The sequence below is a fragment of the Psychrobacter sp. JB193 genome (assembly GCF_002285555.1).
Taxonomy (GTDB): Bacteria; Pseudomonadota; Gammaproteobacteria; order Pseudomonadales; family Moraxellaceae; genus Psychrobacter; species Psychrobacter alimentarius.
This window is the reverse complement of the sequence record NZ_NRGY01000001.1, coordinates 1,199,212-1,216,950: the sequence shown is the minus strand read 5'-3', so window position 1 is coordinate 1,216,950 and position 17,739 is coordinate 1,199,212. Positions and strand designations below refer to the sequence as shown.

Genomic DNA, 17,739 nt, shown 5'->3' with positions numbered 1-17,739 from the left:
TTTTCTTGCTTGCTGTGCCTACGCAGACAGAGGCTGCAAAAAACTCATTCCAGCCGCGTTGTATCAATTTTATACTGAACTCACTATACAGTGCTGCCAACGACACATTAAAGCTCGGATAACAACGTCACACAAGTGTATCGGGCTGACGATAAACGATGACTATATGGTGACGATATGAATTAGCCATGCTAGACTATTGCCATTTATCCCCTCTTATGTATTCCCTTTTGTCATATATTAGGATGTATTTCTCATGACCGCTATTCAGTTTATATTGATTGCCATTGCTGCATTTATCGTGCTTGCAGGGCTATTTATGGTCATTCGTAGCTTCAAGCGTCGCAAAGAAGCTGAAGTTGCAGCGGTCGATTATGATAAAAACGGTATTCCTATCATACCGCGTCATGAGCGCAATCTTATCGACCAGCCAGATTTGGATGATGCGGTCGCTGGCGAGACGAGCATTGGCCCTGACCGCAGTTATTTAAATGCAGTGGTCGAAGAAGAGCCGTTGACTCATTCACATATTAACGTTGATACGCAGCTGACAGCTGGACGCGATAATGTGAGTCATGATAACGATATGGTAGAAAATACCGATTACGCTCGCTGGCAAGATGAAGAGCAGCGTACCGACAATGCAGAGTTTGCAGAAACCGCTGAGCAGATGAATATCGAACAAGAGCCTGATGCGTTTTCAAGCTTGATGTCGGCGACTGACAGTCTGATGCCAGCAATTGACACAGCAGATGAGCCAAGCTTCGATAATAACAGTCCTATCCTTGATCAGCATCTGTCAGAGCCAGTCGATGAAGCACAAAATGGCCCCTTGATTAATGCCAAAGACAACATCAATATCACGATTTTGCCACATCAGTATCGTGATCGTCCTGTATCTTTCATTCGTGGTCGTGATCTATTGGCCTTGATTGATAAATACGGTCTACGCTATGGCGCGATGAACATGTTCCATCGTTATGAGCAAAAAGACGGTACTGGCATGTTGTGGTTCAGTATGATGGGTATCACGGATGATGGTATTGCGCCTTTTGATCCGCATAGTGTTGCGACCAACAACTATAATGGCGTGGTGGTGTTTTTATCGTTGCCACATCCGCAAGCCCTACGCAGTTTTGATAGTATGATGAGCATTGCTTATATGATGGCAAGCGATTTGGATGCCATCATGCTGGATGAAGAGAATGAGCCAATCACGCCAGAATATAAGCAGCAGCTACGTAACCAAGTTCGTGACTATGAAGGCTAAGCGCTTAAAGGCTAAGCTAATCAGCATCTAAAAGTGGTTATAAGTTTTAAAAAGGCAAATAGCGATTGACGTTATTTGCCTTTTTTATGGTCTGTATTTTCCTCATGCTACTATTTATTGGTCACAAAATAAGTATAGAGCTACTGGGATAAGTTTTGCGTAGCCTCTGTTGGCGAAGACACAGCACGCAAGAAAAACTTATTCCAGTAGTGCATGATAATGTTTTTCCTTATCTTCATTTCGGCTGCCTGAGTTTTGCAAAATTATATCCGAGTATCCTGCAAACTTGTTATCATATCGACATCTTGAATCGCAAAAAAGACGCCGACTATGACCGACTCTACCTCACCAAATAATTCTAAAAACCTATCTGCTCAAGTGGAAAGAAAAGCACCTGCAACATCTAATATAGCCAGTTCGACCGATGGCAGTGTGGTTAATAGCACAGAGATTGTCTCGCGGATGCGCACACTGATTGAGACCATTAAGACGAATAATTACGCGTATTATGTGCTCGACAATCCTACCTTGGAAGACAGCGAATACGATCAATTGCGTCGCACGTTGCTCGAATTAGAAGAAGAACATCCAGATTTGGTGCAGCCTGACAGTCCGATCAATCAAGTTGGCGATGTACCGTTATCCGCCTTTACTCAAGTGACGCATGACATTCCGATGCTATCGCTGGGCAACGTCTTTGAATACGATGATTTGCGCGATTTTATGCGCCGCGTCAACGACCGCCTTAGCGTCTCACAGCAAAACCCTGAGTATGAGATGGAGCTAAAGCTAGATGGTCTAGCGGTATCATTGAAATACGAGCATGGCAAGTTTGTCCAAGCGGTCACGCGCGGTGATGGGCAAACGGGTGAAGACATTACCCAAAATGCCAAAACCATTCGCAATTTGCCGCTTTGGCTCGCTGATGCCGCCGATATCGAGCTGTTAGAAGTGCGTGGTGAAGTGCTGATGCCAAAAGCAGGCTTTGAGCGTTTAAACCGACTTAGCGAGGCGAACGAAGGTAAAACCTTTGCCAATCCACGCAATGCGGCCGCTGGTAGCCTGCGCCAGTTAGACTCAAGCGTAGCAGCCAGTCGCCCATTGGCGTTTTATGTGTATTCGGTCAATCAAGGCTTGCCTGAAAATATCGAGACCCAATCAGACGCGCTTGCATGGCTAAAAACCCTTGGCTTTAGCGTCAGTGCGGTGGAGGTAATAAAAAATCCAAGAGAGGCGCAAGCCTATTATGAGTCGGTGATAGAAGGGCGTAATGATTTGCCGTTTGAGATCGATGGTATGGTGATCAAGGTTAACAGCCTTGCATTACAGCAGCAACTTGGGTTTTTATCGCGTGAGCCGCGCTGGGCAACGGCTTATAAATTCCCTGCTGAAACGGTGATGACACGCTTGTATGCCATCGAATGGCAAGTTGGACGGACAGGACAAATCACACCCGTCGGTAAGCTCGAGCCTGTCAAAGTTGGTGGCGTCACTGTCAGCAATGTCACCTTGCATAACTTTGGTGAGATTCAGCGCCTTGACGTGCGTGCAGGTGACATGGTCAGCGTTCACCGCGCAGGCGACGTCATTCCCAAAGTCACACGCGTTTGGACAGATCAGCGCCCAGAAAACTCTGAACCTGTGACCTTGCCATCGACTTGTCCGGTCTGCGACTCGCCTGTCGTCTTGCCTGAAGACGAAGCGCTGGCACGTTGTACCGGCGGTCTGTTTTGTCCCGCGCAGCAGACCGAGGCGCTGATTCACTTTGTCTCGCGGCGAGCGATGGATATCGACGGGCTTGGCGCGAGTTGGCTCATTAGCTTCTTTGAGCATGGCTTGGTCAAAACGGTTGCTGATATTTATCAGTTGCACAATCATGCGGATGAGATGGTCACCTTTGAGAAACTGGGTGAAAAATCAGTCCAAAATATCATCAACGCTATCGAAGCCAGCAAGCATACAACATTGGCTCGCTTTATCTATGCACTAGGTATTCGCGGTGTCGGTGAAGGTACGGCGCAGAACTTTGCTCAGCAGTTTGGTGACTTAGATAGTCTGATGGCAGCCAGTATTGAGACCTTGATAAAAACGCCAGATGTCGGTGAAATCACTGCCGAGCTGACCTATAAATTCTTCCGCGCGCCGCACAATATCGAAGTCATCACCGCCTTGCGCGAGGCTGGCGTGCATTGGGATAAAGTTGAGCAGATCGTATCAGAAGGGCTGCCACTCGATGGGCAAACGTGGGTCATCACGGGTGCGCTCGATAGCATGGCGCGTGATGAAGCCAAAGCCAAACTACAAGCGCTGGGTGCAAAAGTCTCAGGCAGCATCTCAGCAAAAACTACGGCGCTATTGGCAGGGGAAAAGGCTGGCTCAAAAATGGCAAAAGCGGAGAAGCTGGGCGTGAAAGTAGTGGGTGAGGAAGAGTTTTTGGTGATGGTTGGGGAGTAGGGGATGGTATAGCTAGATTTTGAACTAATAGTGACTTTTGTCTAATATTAGAGTGTAAATACATAATAAATTTCTCTCAAAATCGTTATCTGAGTCTCCTTAAACCGCTAGATTAATTGATTTTTGTAGAGTAGAATCATATATTCACTATTCAATCTAAGGAAGGATATGAAGGCGCTATTCGTGCACACTAGCCAAGCTGAATCTAGCATCGATCATCTAAACTCTATCAAGGTCATATTAAATAAAAAGTATGCACCTGAATTTTATGATAAGCGAATCAATTGCGATTGGGAGCTCAAATCGAGCTTACTCAATCTACCGTTCGAATTTAAAGAATTAGATATTATTTTCATTTATATGACTGAAGAACTTAATGGTTGTAAGTTCTTAGAATCTATAATTCTCAATTTAGCTACACAATATGCTATTAAAGTAATATTTATATATGCAGAATATTTTTCATCTACGACACCTCTTGCTATAGCTTCACAATCTAATAGCTCTGTACTACCTTCTAGTGCACTTGAAGAGTTAGATGATTTAGAAGACGGCGTTCACTTAGATAAACAAAGCAATCCTTCGAACCCTCCTCCTCCTCCTAGACACAGGTGCTGACGATGAGACTATTTTCTTACGTGATGAAATTTGACGATGGTTTCGCACCTAATCCTTTTCACGGTATTTTGACTTTAGCCACATGTAAGCCATCAATTAGAAGAATAGCTAAAATTGGTGATTTCATTATAGGTACTGGAGCTAAACCGAGAGGGGATAAAGGCAACTTAATTTATATTATGCAAGTTACAGAAATACTTAGTATCGAAGAGTATTCAAGAGATATCAGATTCATTTCAAAAACGCCTAATATGAACAAAAATAAAGTTTATCAATCAGGCGACAATATCTATCGTTTTAATAATGAAGATATCATTCAACTAGACTCTATACATTCAGATAAAAGTGGACAACCCGTAGAAGGGCATATCAAAAAGGATTTGAATGGAGAAAACGTACTATTATCATCTAAATATGTATATTACGGTCATTATTCAAAAGCAATACCTGACGAGTTTAGAAACTGTAACGGAGAAGATATATGTATCGAAAAATCAGGGCATAGAAACTTTGACAAAAAAAAGTACCCTAAATTAGCTGAATTCATTGAATGGGCTTATGACCGAGAACCTGTTGAGAGTATGATAGTTGGTAGACCTTCTGATTGGAACAAAATATGAACCAAGACAATAGTATTTCATTGGATAGTTATGTCGACCTTGTCGAAGAAACCAATAAGTTCGAAGAAAATGAAGCTCTCTTCGGGGCTCAAATGGGGTTATTTAGTGAAGTAGGTAGTCTGATTTCCCTTTTAAAGAAGAAATTACTAAATGGTTCATCAAATAATGAGTCTGACCCCTGCCGTCAAATCCGTACAACTAAACTTGGGAGATTTTAATTACGCAGCCTGACGATAATAGTCAAACCACACCTGTCTTGGCGTTTTATAGCCCAAGCCCTTTTGAATTCTAGTTTGGTTGTACTCAAGCTCAATATATTTAGTGATATCGTTGATGGCTTCGAATCTTGTTTTATAGTCTTGGTGATACACCAGCTCATTCTTTAATATGCCCCAGAAGCTCTCTATGGGCGCGTTATCAAAGCAGTTGCCTTTACCACTCATCGAGCCTGTAAATTGGTGGCACTTAATGATCTTATGATACTCATTGCTACAATACTGACTGCCTCTGTCAGAATGTAAAATCAACCCTTGGCTAGGTCGCTTGTTTTTGATTGCCATATTAAGTGCACGGCATACCAAATCAGCGGTCATGCGCTTATTGATGACATAGCCGACGAGCTCTTTAGTATATAGGTCTTTAACACCTGCTAAGTATAGCCAACCTTCATTTGTCCAAATATAAGTGATGTCACTGACCCAAGCCTCATTAGGACGATTGGCATTAAATTTCTGTTCTAGACGGTTTGGATAGACCAGCTTGTTGTGATTAGAGTTGGTGGTGACTTTAAAGCGCTTGTGACGACGGCATTTAATGCCGCATTCTTCCTTTATACGTCTAACCATATACTTACTTATGGCATATCCTTGCCCTGTAAGGTAAGCATACAGTCGCTCATAGCCATAGCGCTGCTTAGTCTCATCATGAGCCACTCTGACTAGCAACTCACACTGATTGCGATGGATCTGCTGATTACTGATGCCACGATTTATCCAGTTGTAATAGCTTGATGGCTTAACATCTAATACGTGACACATGCAGGTGATGCTAAATATTTTCTGGTTATCCTTGATAAAGACGTACTTCATCAACTGTGCTTCGCGAAGTACGCCGTCGCCTTTTTTAGAATGTCTCGCTCCTCCTGAGCAACCTTGAGATCACGTTTAAGACGTTTATTCTCTTCTATAATGGCCATGAGTTCAGGATCATATTGCTTAGTGCCGACAAGCTTGCCTTCATTCGCTTTATTCTGCCAGTTAGATAAGGTCTGCATCGCTATACCTAGCTGCTTTGCAGTCGCTGAAACATTGCCATTATTATCTGCTATCTTTTTGACGGCTTCAGCTTTAAAAGCTGCACTGTAGGTTCTGACTTTCTTAGTCATGATAAACTCCTGTGAATACACTTAGTTTACCAAGTTTGGTTCTATAGTTTTTTCAGCATAGCTCAGTCCAACAATCAAATTATCGAAGAAATGGGCGATATTTTTTGGTACTTTATTCTAATTATTATAGTTAAAAATATTGATTTTAATGAGTTGTTTGAAAGCACTGAATCTTTTACTGCAGTAGGGAACGAGTTGCTTATTACAGATATAATAGATCGACCAATCGTTCAAGTTAATAGTAATATAACTGCTAGTCTCAATGAAGAAGAATTATTTATTAAACTTATAAATCGATTGGTTCGCTTAAACGAAGAATCTAATCTTAATACTTTGAGGAATTTTTTAGACGTCTATTTACAATTTATGAGCTTTCTTGAGCTCAATTTACTAGAAATAGTTGAGAGAAACAAATTTAAGATAAGAGATAGATTTATAGATATTAATAAACTTAAGTTACCTGAATTATGCTTCGATGATGGTTTCGATTCAGATGAACAACTACCAATCAACTTCGAAGTACATATAATTAAAAAGTCGAACGGTAAGTCTTACCTTAAATGGAATAATGTATTCATTGGTAGTGCTTTAAATGATAATCATCAAGACAGCGACAATTATAAGTATCATGATGTGTTCCACCTCGCATTTGCTGCAGTACTACATTGGTCACCTACTTTTAGAGCTTTGATTAAGCACAAAAGGAAAAGTGAACCCTCCATTGATGAGAATCAAGATAGTGGTAGACCGATAGTAATCGAAGAAGGATTGAGCGCTTGGTTATTCTCAATGTCAAAAGAAAATAGTATTGATTTTACCCAAGCAGATAATATCTCATATGATTTGTTAAAAACAATAAGGATTTTTGTTAAAGGGTATGAAGTTGAGAAATGTCCTTTACAGCTTTGGGTTAAAGCAATTACATTGGGATATTCAGTGTTCAATCAAGTTGTTGAGAATGAAGGTGGAATTATTATAGGTAATCGTAAAGAAAGAACACTTAAATATAAGAGTTTTAAAGGAAATGAGACCTAAGTGTGTAGAGACTTTATAGTATATACTCCTTACACTTAATAAATATTCTTGTTACGAACGGCAGAAAAAATGATAAAACCGAATGAAGATGTTTTCAGATACTATTTCTACTTCATTCAAGAAAGAATGAATATATTTTGGAATAAGTATGCGGAAAACTATCCTCTTACACAAGATCCCGATCTACATATGTATAAATTCACTAATGTCTATAGAGCTATGGATAGGGTCAGTCAGTATTTAATTAAAAACGTAATTTACACTGAGGATAACTTCTCAGATAAAGATATCTTACTTCGAATCATTGTATTCAAAATATTTAACAAACCTGAAACTTGGGAGTATCTAGAAAAAGAAGTTGGAAAGATTTCTACAGAAAACTTTGATTTAAGACGTATTAATAATGCCTTATTATTACGTAAAGAGCATGGTCCTATCTTTAATAATGCATATATGATGACTGGAACTCATACTCTGTATAACCATCTCGGCTTCAAGCACGAAAAGTGGCTTCAGATGGTAAAAGATGAGTTAATTGGTCAATCTGTGTTGGATAAGATAATTGATTCAAACTCTCTTTCAGAAGTTTTTGACTTACTAAGGGGGTGCTCTTTCATTGGAGACTTTCTTGCTTATCAGTATGCTATTGATATGAATTATTCCAACGTCATTGATTTTTGTGAAGATTCATTTGTTAAGGCAGGAATTGGAGCAATAAGAGGGGTCAAAAAGTGCTTCACAAATGAATCTTCTAATAAATATAGTAATGAGGATATTATTAAGTTCACTCAAGATAATTTTGAAAAATACCAATCAATTTTTGGGTTTAATGATTTTAAGCCTCTTTTTGGTAGAGAACCGAGTTTAATAGACTTGCAGAACTGCTTTTGTGAAACTGATAAGCTTTTGAGAGTGAAAATGCCTGAGCTGCAGGTACAAAATAAGCGTATAAAACAGCAATATAAAGAGACACCTATGCCATTAGAGCTCTTCTTTCCTCCTAAATGGAACATTAACCATAAGATCGAAAAATCATGCTTAGAACCCACTAAAAGAGAGCTCACTCTTTTTTAATGAGCTTAAAGTGATCCATCTTTAAAACCACTAGGAAATTCTACTGGTTTTCATCTAACAGGTGGTGCAGTTCATGACCTTTTTAGCTCGGATAAATTGCTCAATGTTGATGTCATTCAAACTTGTTTTAGAGATAGAGCTTATGATACTTGTACTCGTGTCATTGAGCCAATTAAAGCAGTACATGTGCTACCCGCTATGACAAGTTAGTCTGTAATTTCTCGAGTTCATCTGGTTTGTTGTGCTGTTTGGCTTACTTGGTGACACGCTCTAGCTCAATGACTCCAAACAATCCTTTCCGCTTACCTACCAGCCAATAAAAAATCGTACCTTACCCCAGCGCACGCTTTGTCAGTTTACTTTAGTACCGAATAAATACTCATTGAACCGCCCCGAGATTGTCGGAGACTCAACTTTCTGAGAGAATACGACAATGAAAACACGAAACTATACCCCTGAAATGAAAGAGCGTGCGGTTCGCATGCTCATTGAAGCCAAAGACGAATATCCTTCCACATGGTCTGCAATTCAAGCCATTGCCCCTAAGATTGGCTGTACGCCTGAAACCTTGCGGTCATGGTATAAGAAGCACATCGATCAAACCATACCTGCTAATGTTCAAGCTCAAAGCCAAGCCGAGCGCATCAAAGCGCTTGAACGTGAGAACAGAGAATTAAAGCAAGCTAATGAGATTATAAGGAAAGCAGCTGCTTTTTTCGCCCAGGCGGAAATAGACCGCCCACCGAAGTGATGATCAAATTTATTGATGAGAATAAGTCAGAATATGGGACCCAAGCCATTTGTAGAGTCTTGCCGATTGCTCCATCAACCTATTACCGTGCTAAAGACTTGGAGAGCTGCCCTGACAAGCGCTCATTACGCAGTCAACATGACGACTTCTACATCAGTGAAATCAGGCGCATCTGGCAGGACAGCAAGTGCCGCTACGGTGCGCGTAAAGTCTGGCAGCAAATGAAGGCTGACGGCAGTCATGTGGCTCGTTGTACGGTAGAGCGGTTAATGAAGCAGCATAGCATGCAGGGGGTTTGGCGCGGTAAAGGTAAGATAACCACCAACAGCCGTGATGACCAGAAGCGCGCTGATGATTTGGTCAATCGCAACTTTAGCGCACGCCACCCTAACCAGCTGTGGGTGGCTGATTTTACCTATATCAAGACGACAAGCGGCTGGGTTTATACTGCTTTTATCATTGACGTGTTTGCTCGCGCTATCGTGGGCTGGAAGGTATCTAATCGTATGAACACCGATATGGTGATGGCAGCACTAAACCAAGCAATAGCAGATAGAAATAATCCAAAAGATGTGATTCATCATAGTGATCGCGGGGTTCAGTACTTGTCTATCCGCTATACAGACAAAATGACAGATTCTGGTGTGATCGCCTCTGTTGGTACAACGGGTGATTCATACGATAATGCGTTGGCTGAAACGGTTAACGGGCTGTATAAAACGGAGGTGATTGATTATTTAAAACAGCAGTGGCAAGGTGTGAATGATGTTGAATTAGCAACCCTTGAATGGGTGGACTGGTTTAATAAAAAAAGGCTGCATAGTGCGATTGGCTATGTGTCACCTTTTGAGTTTGAGAAGCGGTATTATGATAATCTTAATCTGTTAGGCATTGCTGCTTAACTTGAATAAACAGTCTCCGATATAGTCGGGGCGGTTCACATAGGCCTCATCCAGTACCGCCCGCATTTCTACTGTTTTTACCGTTATTACTTTCACCGACCAATAGTGCTCATCAAAATATTTAGGTTGTTTTGGTGACTTGTCAGCATTGAAAAACCTTTCATATTCTTTTAAATCTTCAGGATAATCGTCTAAATTTTTAGGATTACGATTTATGTGAATGATGACCAGTTTGGTTTCGTCTTTATGATTTATAATAAACGGATACCAGCCTTTGTCTCCATATTCATGTGGCTCTATACCCCAAAAATAATCTACAAAATGTTCGAAATCAAAATGGCTATTATCGTACAAGCTCTTTTCATATTCTTCGATCTTAGCTGGTGTGTACAATGTAGGTTGAAGACCTAATCTGATGTGCTCTTCCACTTTCCACTCAGAGAAAGACTGTTTTGCTAAAGCAATCATCAACTCTTTATCGCTTAGATAAAATAACGCAGGTGACTGGATGTTAAAAATATCTCTATCAGTGAGAGGAGCCGCAAATATGCTTTTCATGTTGTAAGCCAGATGTGGTGGAATCACCTCCATATCGCTACATAGATTAAGACTATAAAAGTCGGCTGTTAGATGCTCAATGACAATAGCAAAATTGCTATACGTACCACTTTTATAAACTCCAGGATTTCCAAATATCATTTTTCATCTCATTTTAATAAAAGAGTTGAGTATTCCTCTCACTACGAAAAATAGTTTACTCTAATTTTTAAATGAAATTTGCTAAAACTTCAACGACATTGTTACTTGCACACCAAGTATAGCTACAAAATGTAGCCATAGTCTGAGCACCATACTACCTCCGAAAAACCCACCACTTATCATTAAACCTAACAAAGTTAACAAGACTGATTCAGATCGCCCTTACCGATGCTTATAAGATAATAGTCACAGTCATAAAAGAACTATTATCAAGCAGTGAATAAGCAAAACGTAAGGAGCGCGTTATGGCAGACCATACCAATCATCAGTCTGAGTCCGACACCATAGACAATAGCCAAAGTCCGCAAGTACAGCATCTCATCGATACCCTGCAAGGCGAGCATATCCAAAAGAAAGGCGGGCAGTCTGCCATCATCTTTCGTATGGTGATGCCCGATCACCTATGCCCGTTTGGACTCAAATCCTTGGATGCGCTGAAGCACGCAGGCTATGACATCATTGATCGCCACATTACCACGCAAGATCAAAACAGCTTGGTCAAAGATACGCTTGGGGTCAAGACCACGCCGCAGACTTTTATCGATGGCAAGCGTATTGGTGGTAACGACGAGCTACAGGTCTTTTTGGGTAATAGTAAGCCTGAAAAAGACGATGATAAGACCTACGCACCTATCATTGCCATATTTTCTGTCACCGCGCTGATGACGCTGGCATTATGCTGGGCATTTGCCGTCAGCGTCTTGTCGATACAAGCGCTCATGTGGTTTGTCGCACTGTCTATGTGTGTACTGGCGATTAAAAAGCTTGAAGATTTAGAAGGGTTTACGACGGGGTTTTTGGGTTATGATTTGCTGGCACGCCGCGTGGTACGCTACGCCTATGTATATCCGTTTTTAGAAGCGTTTGCAGGTATCGCTATGCTTGCCGATCAGCCTTGGCTCAACCCTATTGCGGGTCTGGTCGCCTTTGTCATTGGCTTAATCGGCGGGATATCTGTTATTAAAGCCGTCTATATCGATAAGCGCGAGCTAAAATGCGCCTGCGTCGGCGGCGATAGCAATGTGCCACTGGGCGCGATTTCTTTAACCGAAAACGTTATGATGTTCGGCATGGGTGGTTATATGCTGATTCGCGCTTTATTATAATCAAGGGGTTTGATGATGCGTAAAAAATACATCGAGCTACTCTACCACCTCTCCATGTGCCTTCACATCAACTTTCTTGCCGTCAGGTTTGATTTCGATCGGTAATACCAGCCCTTTAGCGAATTTGTCTGACAGTACATAATCATAACTGCTAGTAGCGACATCAGGTGTGGTATGAATGATCAGCTTCATCTCGTCATCATCGGTCAGCTCATGTGAGACATATTGTTCACTCAGCTGATCCAACACTTTAGACAGTGCCTCATTGCTTGCCATACTGATGGTCAAATTATGCTGAGCGGTAGCGGCATCTACATCGAAGTAATTGGCATAATCAAGAACGTTTTGGCTATCGAGCGCAAACGGATACTGATAGCTTGCGAGATTGGCAGGCGTTTCGCCGCTATCGACTAGCGACCAATCGATAGTATGGACAGTAGACGCTGACGTCTCTACGGTAGTTGCTGCTGCCTCGGAGGATTGACTGGCGGTTTCAGCACCTTGGTCGCATCCAGTCAGCGCCCACATACTGGCCGCTGCAATGATGATCATACTTGTGAGGCGCTTAGCCATCGACGTATCCTCTTTATTATTGATGACAACCACAGTAGTGGTGGGGTCTATAATCGCTATTTTGACAGGTTTCCCAGCGCTTCTCTAGATAAAAGCGCCAAACGATTCACTTTAATGAAACTATTTATGAGGCTGCGGATGTCCTATCATGATTTTTGTCATGATGACCTTAACAAACGCGCATAAAAAAACAGCCATCCAATGATGACTGTTTTTGGTGACTGCTTTTTAAAAGCCAATTTTCAAATATTCTATATTATTAGATTTGGCAGTTTACTTGATACTCTTTGCCGTTAGCCCATTTGATAGCGAAGATACCTTTGTCGCCTTTCATGTGCCATGCATAGGTGGCTTCTGGGTTTGAGTCATTTACATAGCTTGCTGTATCGCCTTGTACACCACCGTTTAAGACGATCTTTTGCTCTGTCCATTTTACTTTTGGCAAGGTGGCATTGATCATGGCTTGGTTTTTATTAATAGACTGTTTTGCCATGATTTTGCTGTTATCAGTACAGGTGTAAGGGGCTGCTGCCATACGGTCGTAAGCGGCATCCGGCATGCTGTCTTTCACAGGTGTGTCTGATGCATTCGGCGTCGTTGGAGCCGTGGTGGCACACGCACTCAGTAAGGCAAGGGCAGGGAGGGCAGTTACAATTTTAGTTAAAGTATTCATCGGGTTCTCCAAAAATATCAGAATTATCGTACATTTCTATTTAACAATGCGTTAAGCATATAACGCTTATGGTAACCAAAAGCGTTCTTGGAGAATGTTAGAAATTGTTTGTTACATGTTTGCTTCGTTACTCGAACATTGACTAATGTAACACTCCTTTCAGATAAATTTGGAATAACGCCATATGTGAGTTATCAATTTTTAGAAGAAAAATCGACTGGTATAAAAAAGCGCGTATCAACTTTATGGTCGATACGCGCTTTTTGTAAAGCCAATTGAACTATTTGGTTTTGCGCGGTGGTAGACCGGTGTGCTGGGTCTGGAAGTTGCCTTTACTCACGCGCTTCTTGGTGTTCTTGCTGGTAGTGTTTTTGCCAGCATTTGGGTTGTTTGAAGAGGTATGACTACGCTTCACTGAGTCATTACCAAGACGACTGTTCTTTTTGCGCGCAGATTGATAGCTGTCTTGCGCCGCATCGCGACCTTCTAAGCTGGCATTGAATGGCGGAATCAAGCAGCCACGGTTTTTACCGATCAGATCACTGCGACCCATGTCTTGCAATGCCTTACGCAGCATTACCCAGTTTTTTGGATCATGATAACGCAAGAACGCTTTGTGCAATTTGCGTTGTTTGCCAGACTTGACGATATCCATGTCGCCCTCATCACGACTGATCTTACGCAATGGGTCTTTGTGGGTGTGGTACATGGTGGTCGCTGTCGCCATTGGGCTTGGATAAAACGCCTGTACTTGGTCAGCGCGATAGCCATGACTTTTTAGCCAAAGGGCAAGATTCATCATATCTTCATCACGGGTACCTGGATGGGCGGCGATGAAGTAAGGAATCAGATACTGCTCTTTGCCCGCTTCTTGGCTGTACTGCTCAAACATGGCTTTAAATTGGTCATAACTGCCCATGCCAGGCTTCATCATTTTTGACAGCACGCCTTCTTCAGAGTGCTCAGGGGCAATCTTGAGATATCCACCAACGTGATGACTGACCAGCTCTTTGACATACTCAGGGTCTTTTACCGCTAAGTCATAACGCAGACCAGATGCGATAAGGATTTTTTTCACGCCTTTGATATCACGCGCTTTGCGATATAGCTTGGTCAAATTACTGTGATCGGTCAGCAAGTTTTCGCAGACATCAGGATAGACGCAAGACGGCTTACGGCAGTTCTTTTCAATGGTTTCGTCTTTACAGCTCAGACGATACATATTGGCTGTTGGCCCGCCAAGGTCAGATATCACGCCAGTATAATTAGGTGCGGTATCGCGAATGGCTTCTACTTCACGCAAGATCGATTCTTCTGAGCGATTCTGAATAATACGCCCTTCGTGCTCAGTGATTGAGCAGAAGGTACAACCGCCGAAGCAGCCGCGCATGATATTGACCGAGAACTTAATCATGTCATAAGCTGGGATGCGCGCATCACCATAACTTGGGTGCGGCAAACGGGCATACGGCAAATCAAACACGTAATCCATCTCTTCGGTTGAGAGCGGAATCGGTGGCGGATTGAGCCACACATCGATTGAGGTGTGAGAGTTACCAGCACCGCTGCTATGACGCTGCACCAGCGCACGCGCGTTACCCGGATTGGTCTCAAGATGTAGGATGCGGTTGGCATGCGCATAAAGAACAGGGTCAGATTTGACATGCTCATAATCAGGCAGACGAATGACCGTTTGCTCGCGTGGTGGCATTTTGAGCTTATGCTTACGCGCCGTCATAGGCTTATCAAAGCCGCGCAGTTGCACCACTTGTGTCTCTTCGTCTACTTGCTCAGCGTTGATAATCTTATTGGTGACAGGTTCTGCGACAAAGCCCTGATATTGCGAAGACATCGACGACGGCATCGCTTGACCAACGGGCGAGTCAGATGGCTTGTTTTGCTCAATTGAACAGCTATCAACGTCTTCGGTCATTACATACGGGTTGATGATCGGATCAACACGGCCGACGGTATCGACGTCGTTACTGGCAACTTCGGTCATGCCTGCTTGCCAATGACGACGCGTTGGGGTCAATAGATAAGACGTACCACGCAACTTACTCATTTGCTCAAAGCTATAGCCTTTTGAGAGACCATGTACTACATCGACAATGGCGCGCTCAGCATTACCATAAAGCAAAACATCGGCACGCGCATCCATCAAAATACTGCGGCGGACTTTATCCGACCAATAATCATAATGTGCGATACGGCGCAAGCTGCCCTCAATGCCGCCTAAGATGATCGGCACATCAGGATAGGCCTCACGGCAGCGCTGACTATAGACAATCGCCGCACGGTCAGGGCGTTTGTTGGCCACATTACCTGGAGAGTATGCGTCATCGCTACGAATCTTGCGATCAGCAGTATAGCGGTTGATCATGCTGTCCATGTTGCCTGCGGTCACGCCATAAGCATAGACAGGTTTGCCAAGTTCCATAAAGGCGTCTTTACTCTTCCAATCGGGCTGAGCAATGATACCAACGCGAAAGCCTTGCGATTCTAGCAGGCGACCGATGATCGCCATACCGAAGCTTGGATGATCAACATAAGCGTCCCCTGAGATGATAATGACATCACAGGCATCCCAGCCCAAATCGTCCATCTCTTTTCGGCTCATAGGCAGATAAGGCGCAGGCTCATAGCAGCTCGCCCAATGTTTGTCGTAATCGTAAAGAGGTTTGGTGCCTTGTTTAAAGGCGGTGCGGGCAATGGTATCGGCAGACATGGGCGGACCTGTTGATTAGAAAAAATGTACTAAAAATATAGCCGCTATTAACGAATATGTTAATGCTGGAATGGATGGCTAATTTAAAAACGCTCATTTTAACATGAATTCGACTCAGGTAGGGATAAGTTATTGATAGCGTAAGAGAAACTGCATACATAAAGCAAGTTATTAGCCAATGCACGTAATAATAAAGTCAGGTTAGTGAATTGACTAACAACTGTCTGTTTTTATAAAAGCAAGCGTATTTTTGAATATAAGCAAATAGGATTTGGCATAGGTTTTGCTCCAGCAATAGTAGGGCTTATTGGTGTGCATTCATGCATAAAAACAGTGCATCAATAAAATTTTTTGGGATAGATAAATGTTTGGAGAGAAAATGAAACCATCATTTGCTGGGCTAGATGCTGTTGCGCTAAATCCTGTTGGGCTAAATAAAGCCAAGATTTTACCAAAATCATGGTCGCGTCTTTTGCTACTGTTCAGTGTGCTGCTATTGGGAACGATAAGTCGTGCCCATGCTGCGGCAACAGAGACCTTGACGGTGGCACAACTGCTTGAGTACCAAAACATTGCTTGGATTATTTGGGGCGGCGTCTTGGTGTTCTTCATGCAGGCAGGTTTTGCCTTGCTTGAGAGCGGATCAGTACGCGCAAAGAATGCGGTCAACGTCATGATGAAAAACTACACTGATATGTGTATCGGTGGTCTGGCATTTTATTTGGTGGGTTTTGGGCTCATGATGGGCAGCAATCAGACAGGGTTTGTCGGTACCGATCATTTTATGCCAGTCGATTTGTCCAATATGGACTGGGCAGTGATGTTTTTTCAGATGATGTTTGCGGCAACAGCGGTGACGATTGCGAGTGGCGCGATGGCAGAGCGCGTATCGTTTATCGGCTATGCGGTCGCTGCGTGTCTGATTTGCTTATTTATTTATCCAGTATTCGCCAGTTGGGTATGGGGCGGCTATTTTGGCGGGTCAGGTTGGTTGGCTGAGCTTGGGTTTATTGACTTTGCTGGATCTAGCGTAGTGCATTCTATCGGTGGGTGGTTGGCGCTGGCAGGTATATTGGTCATTGGCCCAAGGCTTGGCCGCTTCGCACCAGATGGATCGCCCAGACTAATCGCAGGCCACAACATGACTTTATTGGCGCTTGGCGGTTTTATCTTATGGTTCGGTTGGTTCGGGTTTAATGCGGGCTCGACGTTGTCCATCACAGGGAATATCGGGCTGATCGCAGTCAATACCTTCATCGCGGCAGTGAGCGCGGTCGTCAGTTATATGCTGATATCAAGAGCGCTTAACAAAGCGATTTTACTCAGTGACAGCGTTAATGCCAGCTTGATCGGTTTGGTGTCTATTACCGCAGGCTGTGCCACAACATCGCCTGTTTTTGCCATCGTCATTGGGGCGGTGGCCTCTGTCGTCTATGTCTTATCAACGCAAGCTTTATTGAAGCTCAAGATAGATGACGTGGTTTCGGCCGTTGCCGTACATGGCTTTGGCGGAGCATGGGGAACGCTGGCAGCGGGATTGTTTTATACAGGAGATTTATTCAACCTATCACGAGTCGGCGTACAAGCATTAGGCGTTGGTGTGGCGTTCGCTTGGGGATTGGGATTGGGTCTCGTGATGTATAAGCTGATTGATTTAAGCTTTGGACTAAAGGCAAGCCGTTTACATGAGCAGCGTGGCCTTGATTATACTGAGCATGCTGAGTTGGGTTATCCTGAGTTTCAAAAGCAGATGTTTGATACCAAAACTCTAACCGAGCGGCATTTATAGGAG

At 43.0% G+C, this 17,739-nt stretch carries 15 protein-coding genes and 1 other annotated feature; of the genes, 10 read left to right on the top strand and 5 right to left on the bottom strand.

Annotated elements, in window-relative coordinates:
• The first annotated feature begins 256 nt into the window (after window positions 1-256).
• The 5 genes from CIK80_RS05310 to CIK80_RS05290 all read left to right on the top strand — a co-directional run bounded on the left by CIK80_RS05310 (window position 257) and on the right by CIK80_RS05290 (window position 5,180).
• Window positions 257-1,270, top strand: a complete 1,014-nt coding sequence (locus tag CIK80_RS05310; RefSeq protein ID WP_095569120.1) for a cell division protein ZipA C-terminal FtsZ-binding domain-containing protein — start codon at window positions 257-259, stop codon at window positions 1,268-1,270.
• A 330-nt stretch (window positions 1,271-1,600) separates the two neighbouring features.
• Window positions 1,601-3,724 (top strand): NAD-dependent DNA ligase LigA, encoded by a 2,124-nt coding sequence (gene ligA, locus CIK80_RS05305; RefSeq protein WP_095569119.1) that lies wholly within the window; start codon window positions 1,601-1,603, stop codon window positions 3,722-3,724.
• 168 nt (window positions 3,725-3,892) lie between these two features.
• On the top strand, window positions 3,893-4,342 hold the full coding sequence (locus tag CIK80_RS05300) for a hypothetical protein (RefSeq protein ID WP_095569118.1): 450 nt from the start codon (window positions 3,893-3,895) through the stop codon (window positions 4,340-4,342).
• A 2-nt stretch (window positions 4,343-4,344) separates the two neighbouring features.
• Window positions 4,345-4,962 (top strand): hypothetical protein, encoded by a 618-nt coding sequence (locus tag CIK80_RS05295; protein WP_095569117.1) that lies wholly within the window; start codon window positions 4,345-4,347, stop codon window positions 4,960-4,962.
• Window positions 4,959-5,180 carry a hypothetical protein gene (locus tag CIK80_RS05290; RefSeq protein ID WP_095569116.1) on the top strand — a complete coding sequence of 74 codons (222 nt, stop codon included), beginning with the start codon at window positions 4,959-4,961 and terminating at the stop codon, window positions 5,178-5,180. Before CIK80_RS05295 ends, CIK80_RS05290 begins: the two co-directional genes overlap by 4 nt.
• Here CIK80_RS05290 and CIK80_RS05285 read toward each other — a convergent pair.
• A protein-coding gene (locus CIK80_RS05285; RefSeq protein WP_095568611.1) for an IS3 family transposase occupies window positions 5,181-6,346 on the bottom strand; the annotation gives its coding sequence in 2 pieces (ribosomal slippage) (window positions 5,181-6,088 and window positions 6,088-6,346; 1,167 coding nt in all).
• Between the two features lie 90 nt (window positions 6,347-6,436).
• On the opposite strand from CIK80_RS05285, the gene CIK80_RS05280 reads away from it, so the two are divergent.
• The 3 genes from CIK80_RS05280 (at window position 6,437) to CIK80_RS05270 (ending at window position 10,108) form a co-directional block, all read left to right on the top strand.
• Window positions 6,437-7,381, top strand: coding sequence for a pyrophosphatase (locus tag CIK80_RS05280; RefSeq protein ID WP_095569115.1), 945 nt, complete (start codon window positions 6,437-6,439; stop codon window positions 7,379-7,381).
• A gap of 69 nt (window positions 7,382-7,450) precedes the next feature.
• Window positions 7,451-8,455 (top strand): nucleotide kinase domain-containing protein, encoded by a 1,005-nt coding sequence (locus tag CIK80_RS05275; protein WP_095569114.1) that lies wholly within the window; start codon window positions 7,451-7,453, stop codon window positions 8,453-8,455.
• A 433-nt stretch (window positions 8,456-8,888) separates the two neighbouring features.
• Window positions 8,889-10,108, top strand: a protein-coding gene (locus CIK80_RS05270; RefSeq protein ID WP_095568366.1) for an IS3 family transposase whose coding sequence is annotated in 2 segments (ribosomal slippage) — window positions 8,889-9,165 and window positions 9,165-10,108 — 1,221 coding nt in all. Because the reading frame shifts where the segments join, the coding sequence is not laid out codon by codon here.
• Window positions 9,164-9,280 (top strand) — a sequence feature (AL1L pseudoknot). (Overlaps the previous gene by 117 nt.)
• On the opposite strand, the gene CIK80_RS05265 is transcribed toward CIK80_RS05270, so the two are convergent.
• Window positions 10,091-10,807: a hypothetical protein gene (locus tag CIK80_RS05265; RefSeq protein WP_095569113.1), complete on the bottom strand. Its 717-nt coding sequence runs from the start codon at window positions 10,805-10,807 to the stop codon at window positions 10,091-10,093. The genes CIK80_RS05270 and CIK80_RS05265 overlap by 18 nt on opposite strands.
• A 305-nt stretch (window positions 10,808-11,112) precedes the next feature.
• Here CIK80_RS05265 and CIK80_RS05260 point away from each other — a divergent pair, with 305 nt between their 5' ends.
• The gene (locus CIK80_RS05260; RefSeq protein ID WP_143516781.1) at window positions 11,113-11,973 is read left to right on the top strand and encodes a MauE/DoxX family redox-associated membrane protein; all 861 of its coding nucleotides are present in this window, start codon (window positions 11,113-11,115) and stop codon (window positions 11,971-11,973) included.
• Between the two features lie 36 nt (window positions 11,974-12,009).
• Here CIK80_RS05260 and CIK80_RS05255 read toward each other — a convergent pair whose 3' ends face one another.
• The 3 genes from CIK80_RS05255 to CIK80_RS05245 all read right to left on the bottom strand — a co-directional run bounded on the left by CIK80_RS05255 (window position 12,010) and on the right by CIK80_RS05245 (window position 15,947).
• Window positions 12,010-12,546: a hypothetical protein gene (locus CIK80_RS05255; RefSeq protein WP_095569112.1), complete on the bottom strand. Its 537-nt coding sequence runs from the start codon at window positions 12,544-12,546 to the stop codon at window positions 12,010-12,012.
• 259 nt (window positions 12,547-12,805) lie between these two features.
• Window positions 12,806-13,219, bottom strand: a complete 414-nt coding sequence (locus tag CIK80_RS05250; RefSeq protein WP_095569111.1) for a hypothetical protein — start codon at window positions 13,217-13,219, stop codon at window positions 12,806-12,808.
• Between the two features lie 280 nt (window positions 13,220-13,499).
• Window positions 13,500-15,947 (bottom strand): YgiQ family radical SAM protein, encoded by a 2,448-nt coding sequence (locus CIK80_RS05245; protein WP_095569110.1) that lies wholly within the window; start codon window positions 15,945-15,947, stop codon window positions 13,500-13,502.
• Between the two features lie 379 nt (window positions 15,948-16,326).
• Between CIK80_RS05245 and CIK80_RS05240 the strand changes: the two genes are divergently transcribed.
• Window positions 16,327-17,736 (top strand): ammonium transporter, encoded by a 1,410-nt coding sequence (locus tag CIK80_RS05240; RefSeq protein WP_257011688.1) that lies wholly within the window; start codon window positions 16,327-16,329, stop codon window positions 17,734-17,736.
• Window positions 17,737-17,739 lie beyond the last annotated feature (3 nt).

Excerpts from the sequence above, each read along its gene's own strand:
- CIK80_RS05310 (WP_095569120.1), top strand. The coding sequence starts at position 257 with ATGACCGCTATTCAGTTTATATTGATTGCCATTGCTGCATTTATCGTG.
- ligA (WP_095569119.1), top strand. The coding sequence starts at position 1,601 with ATGACCGACTCTACCTCACCAAATAATTCTAAAAACCTATCTGCTCAA.
- CIK80_RS05300 (WP_095569118.1), top strand. The coding sequence starts at position 3,893 with ATGAAGGCGCTATTCGTGCACACTAGCCAAGCTGAATCTAGCATCGAT.
- CIK80_RS05295 (WP_095569117.1), top strand. The coding sequence starts at position 4,345 with ATGAGACTATTTTCTTACGTGATGAAATTTGACGATGGTTTCGCACCT.
- CIK80_RS05290 (WP_095569116.1), top strand. The coding sequence starts at position 4,959 with ATGAACCAAGACAATAGTATTTCATTGGATAGTTATGTCGACCTTGTC.
- CIK80_RS05280 (WP_095569115.1), top strand. The coding sequence starts at position 6,437 with ATGGGCGATATTTTTTGGTACTTTATTCTAATTATTATAGTTAAAAAT.
- CIK80_RS05275 (WP_095569114.1), top strand. The coding sequence starts at position 7,451 with ATGATAAAACCGAATGAAGATGTTTTCAGATACTATTTCTACTTCATT.
- CIK80_RS05265 (WP_095569113.1), bottom strand. The coding sequence starts at position 10,807 with ATGATATTTGGAAATCCTGGAGTTTATAAAAGTGGTACGTATAGCAAT.
- CIK80_RS05260 (WP_143516781.1), top strand. The coding sequence starts at position 11,113 with ATGGCAGACCATACCAATCATCAGTCTGAGTCCGACACCATAGACAAT.
- CIK80_RS05255 (WP_095569112.1), bottom strand. The coding sequence starts at position 12,546 with ATGGCTAAGCGCCTCACAAGTATGATCATCATTGCAGCGGCCAGTATG.
- CIK80_RS05250 (WP_095569111.1), bottom strand. The coding sequence starts at position 13,219 with ATGAATACTTTAACTAAAATTGTAACTGCCCTCCCTGCCCTTGCCTTA.
- CIK80_RS05245 (WP_095569110.1), bottom strand. The coding sequence starts at position 15,947 with ATGTCTGCCGATACCATTGCCCGCACCGCCTTTAAACAAGGCACCAAA.
- CIK80_RS05240 (WP_257011688.1), top strand. The coding sequence starts at position 16,327 with ATGAAACCATCATTTGCTGGGCTAGATGCTGTTGCGCTAAATCCTGTT.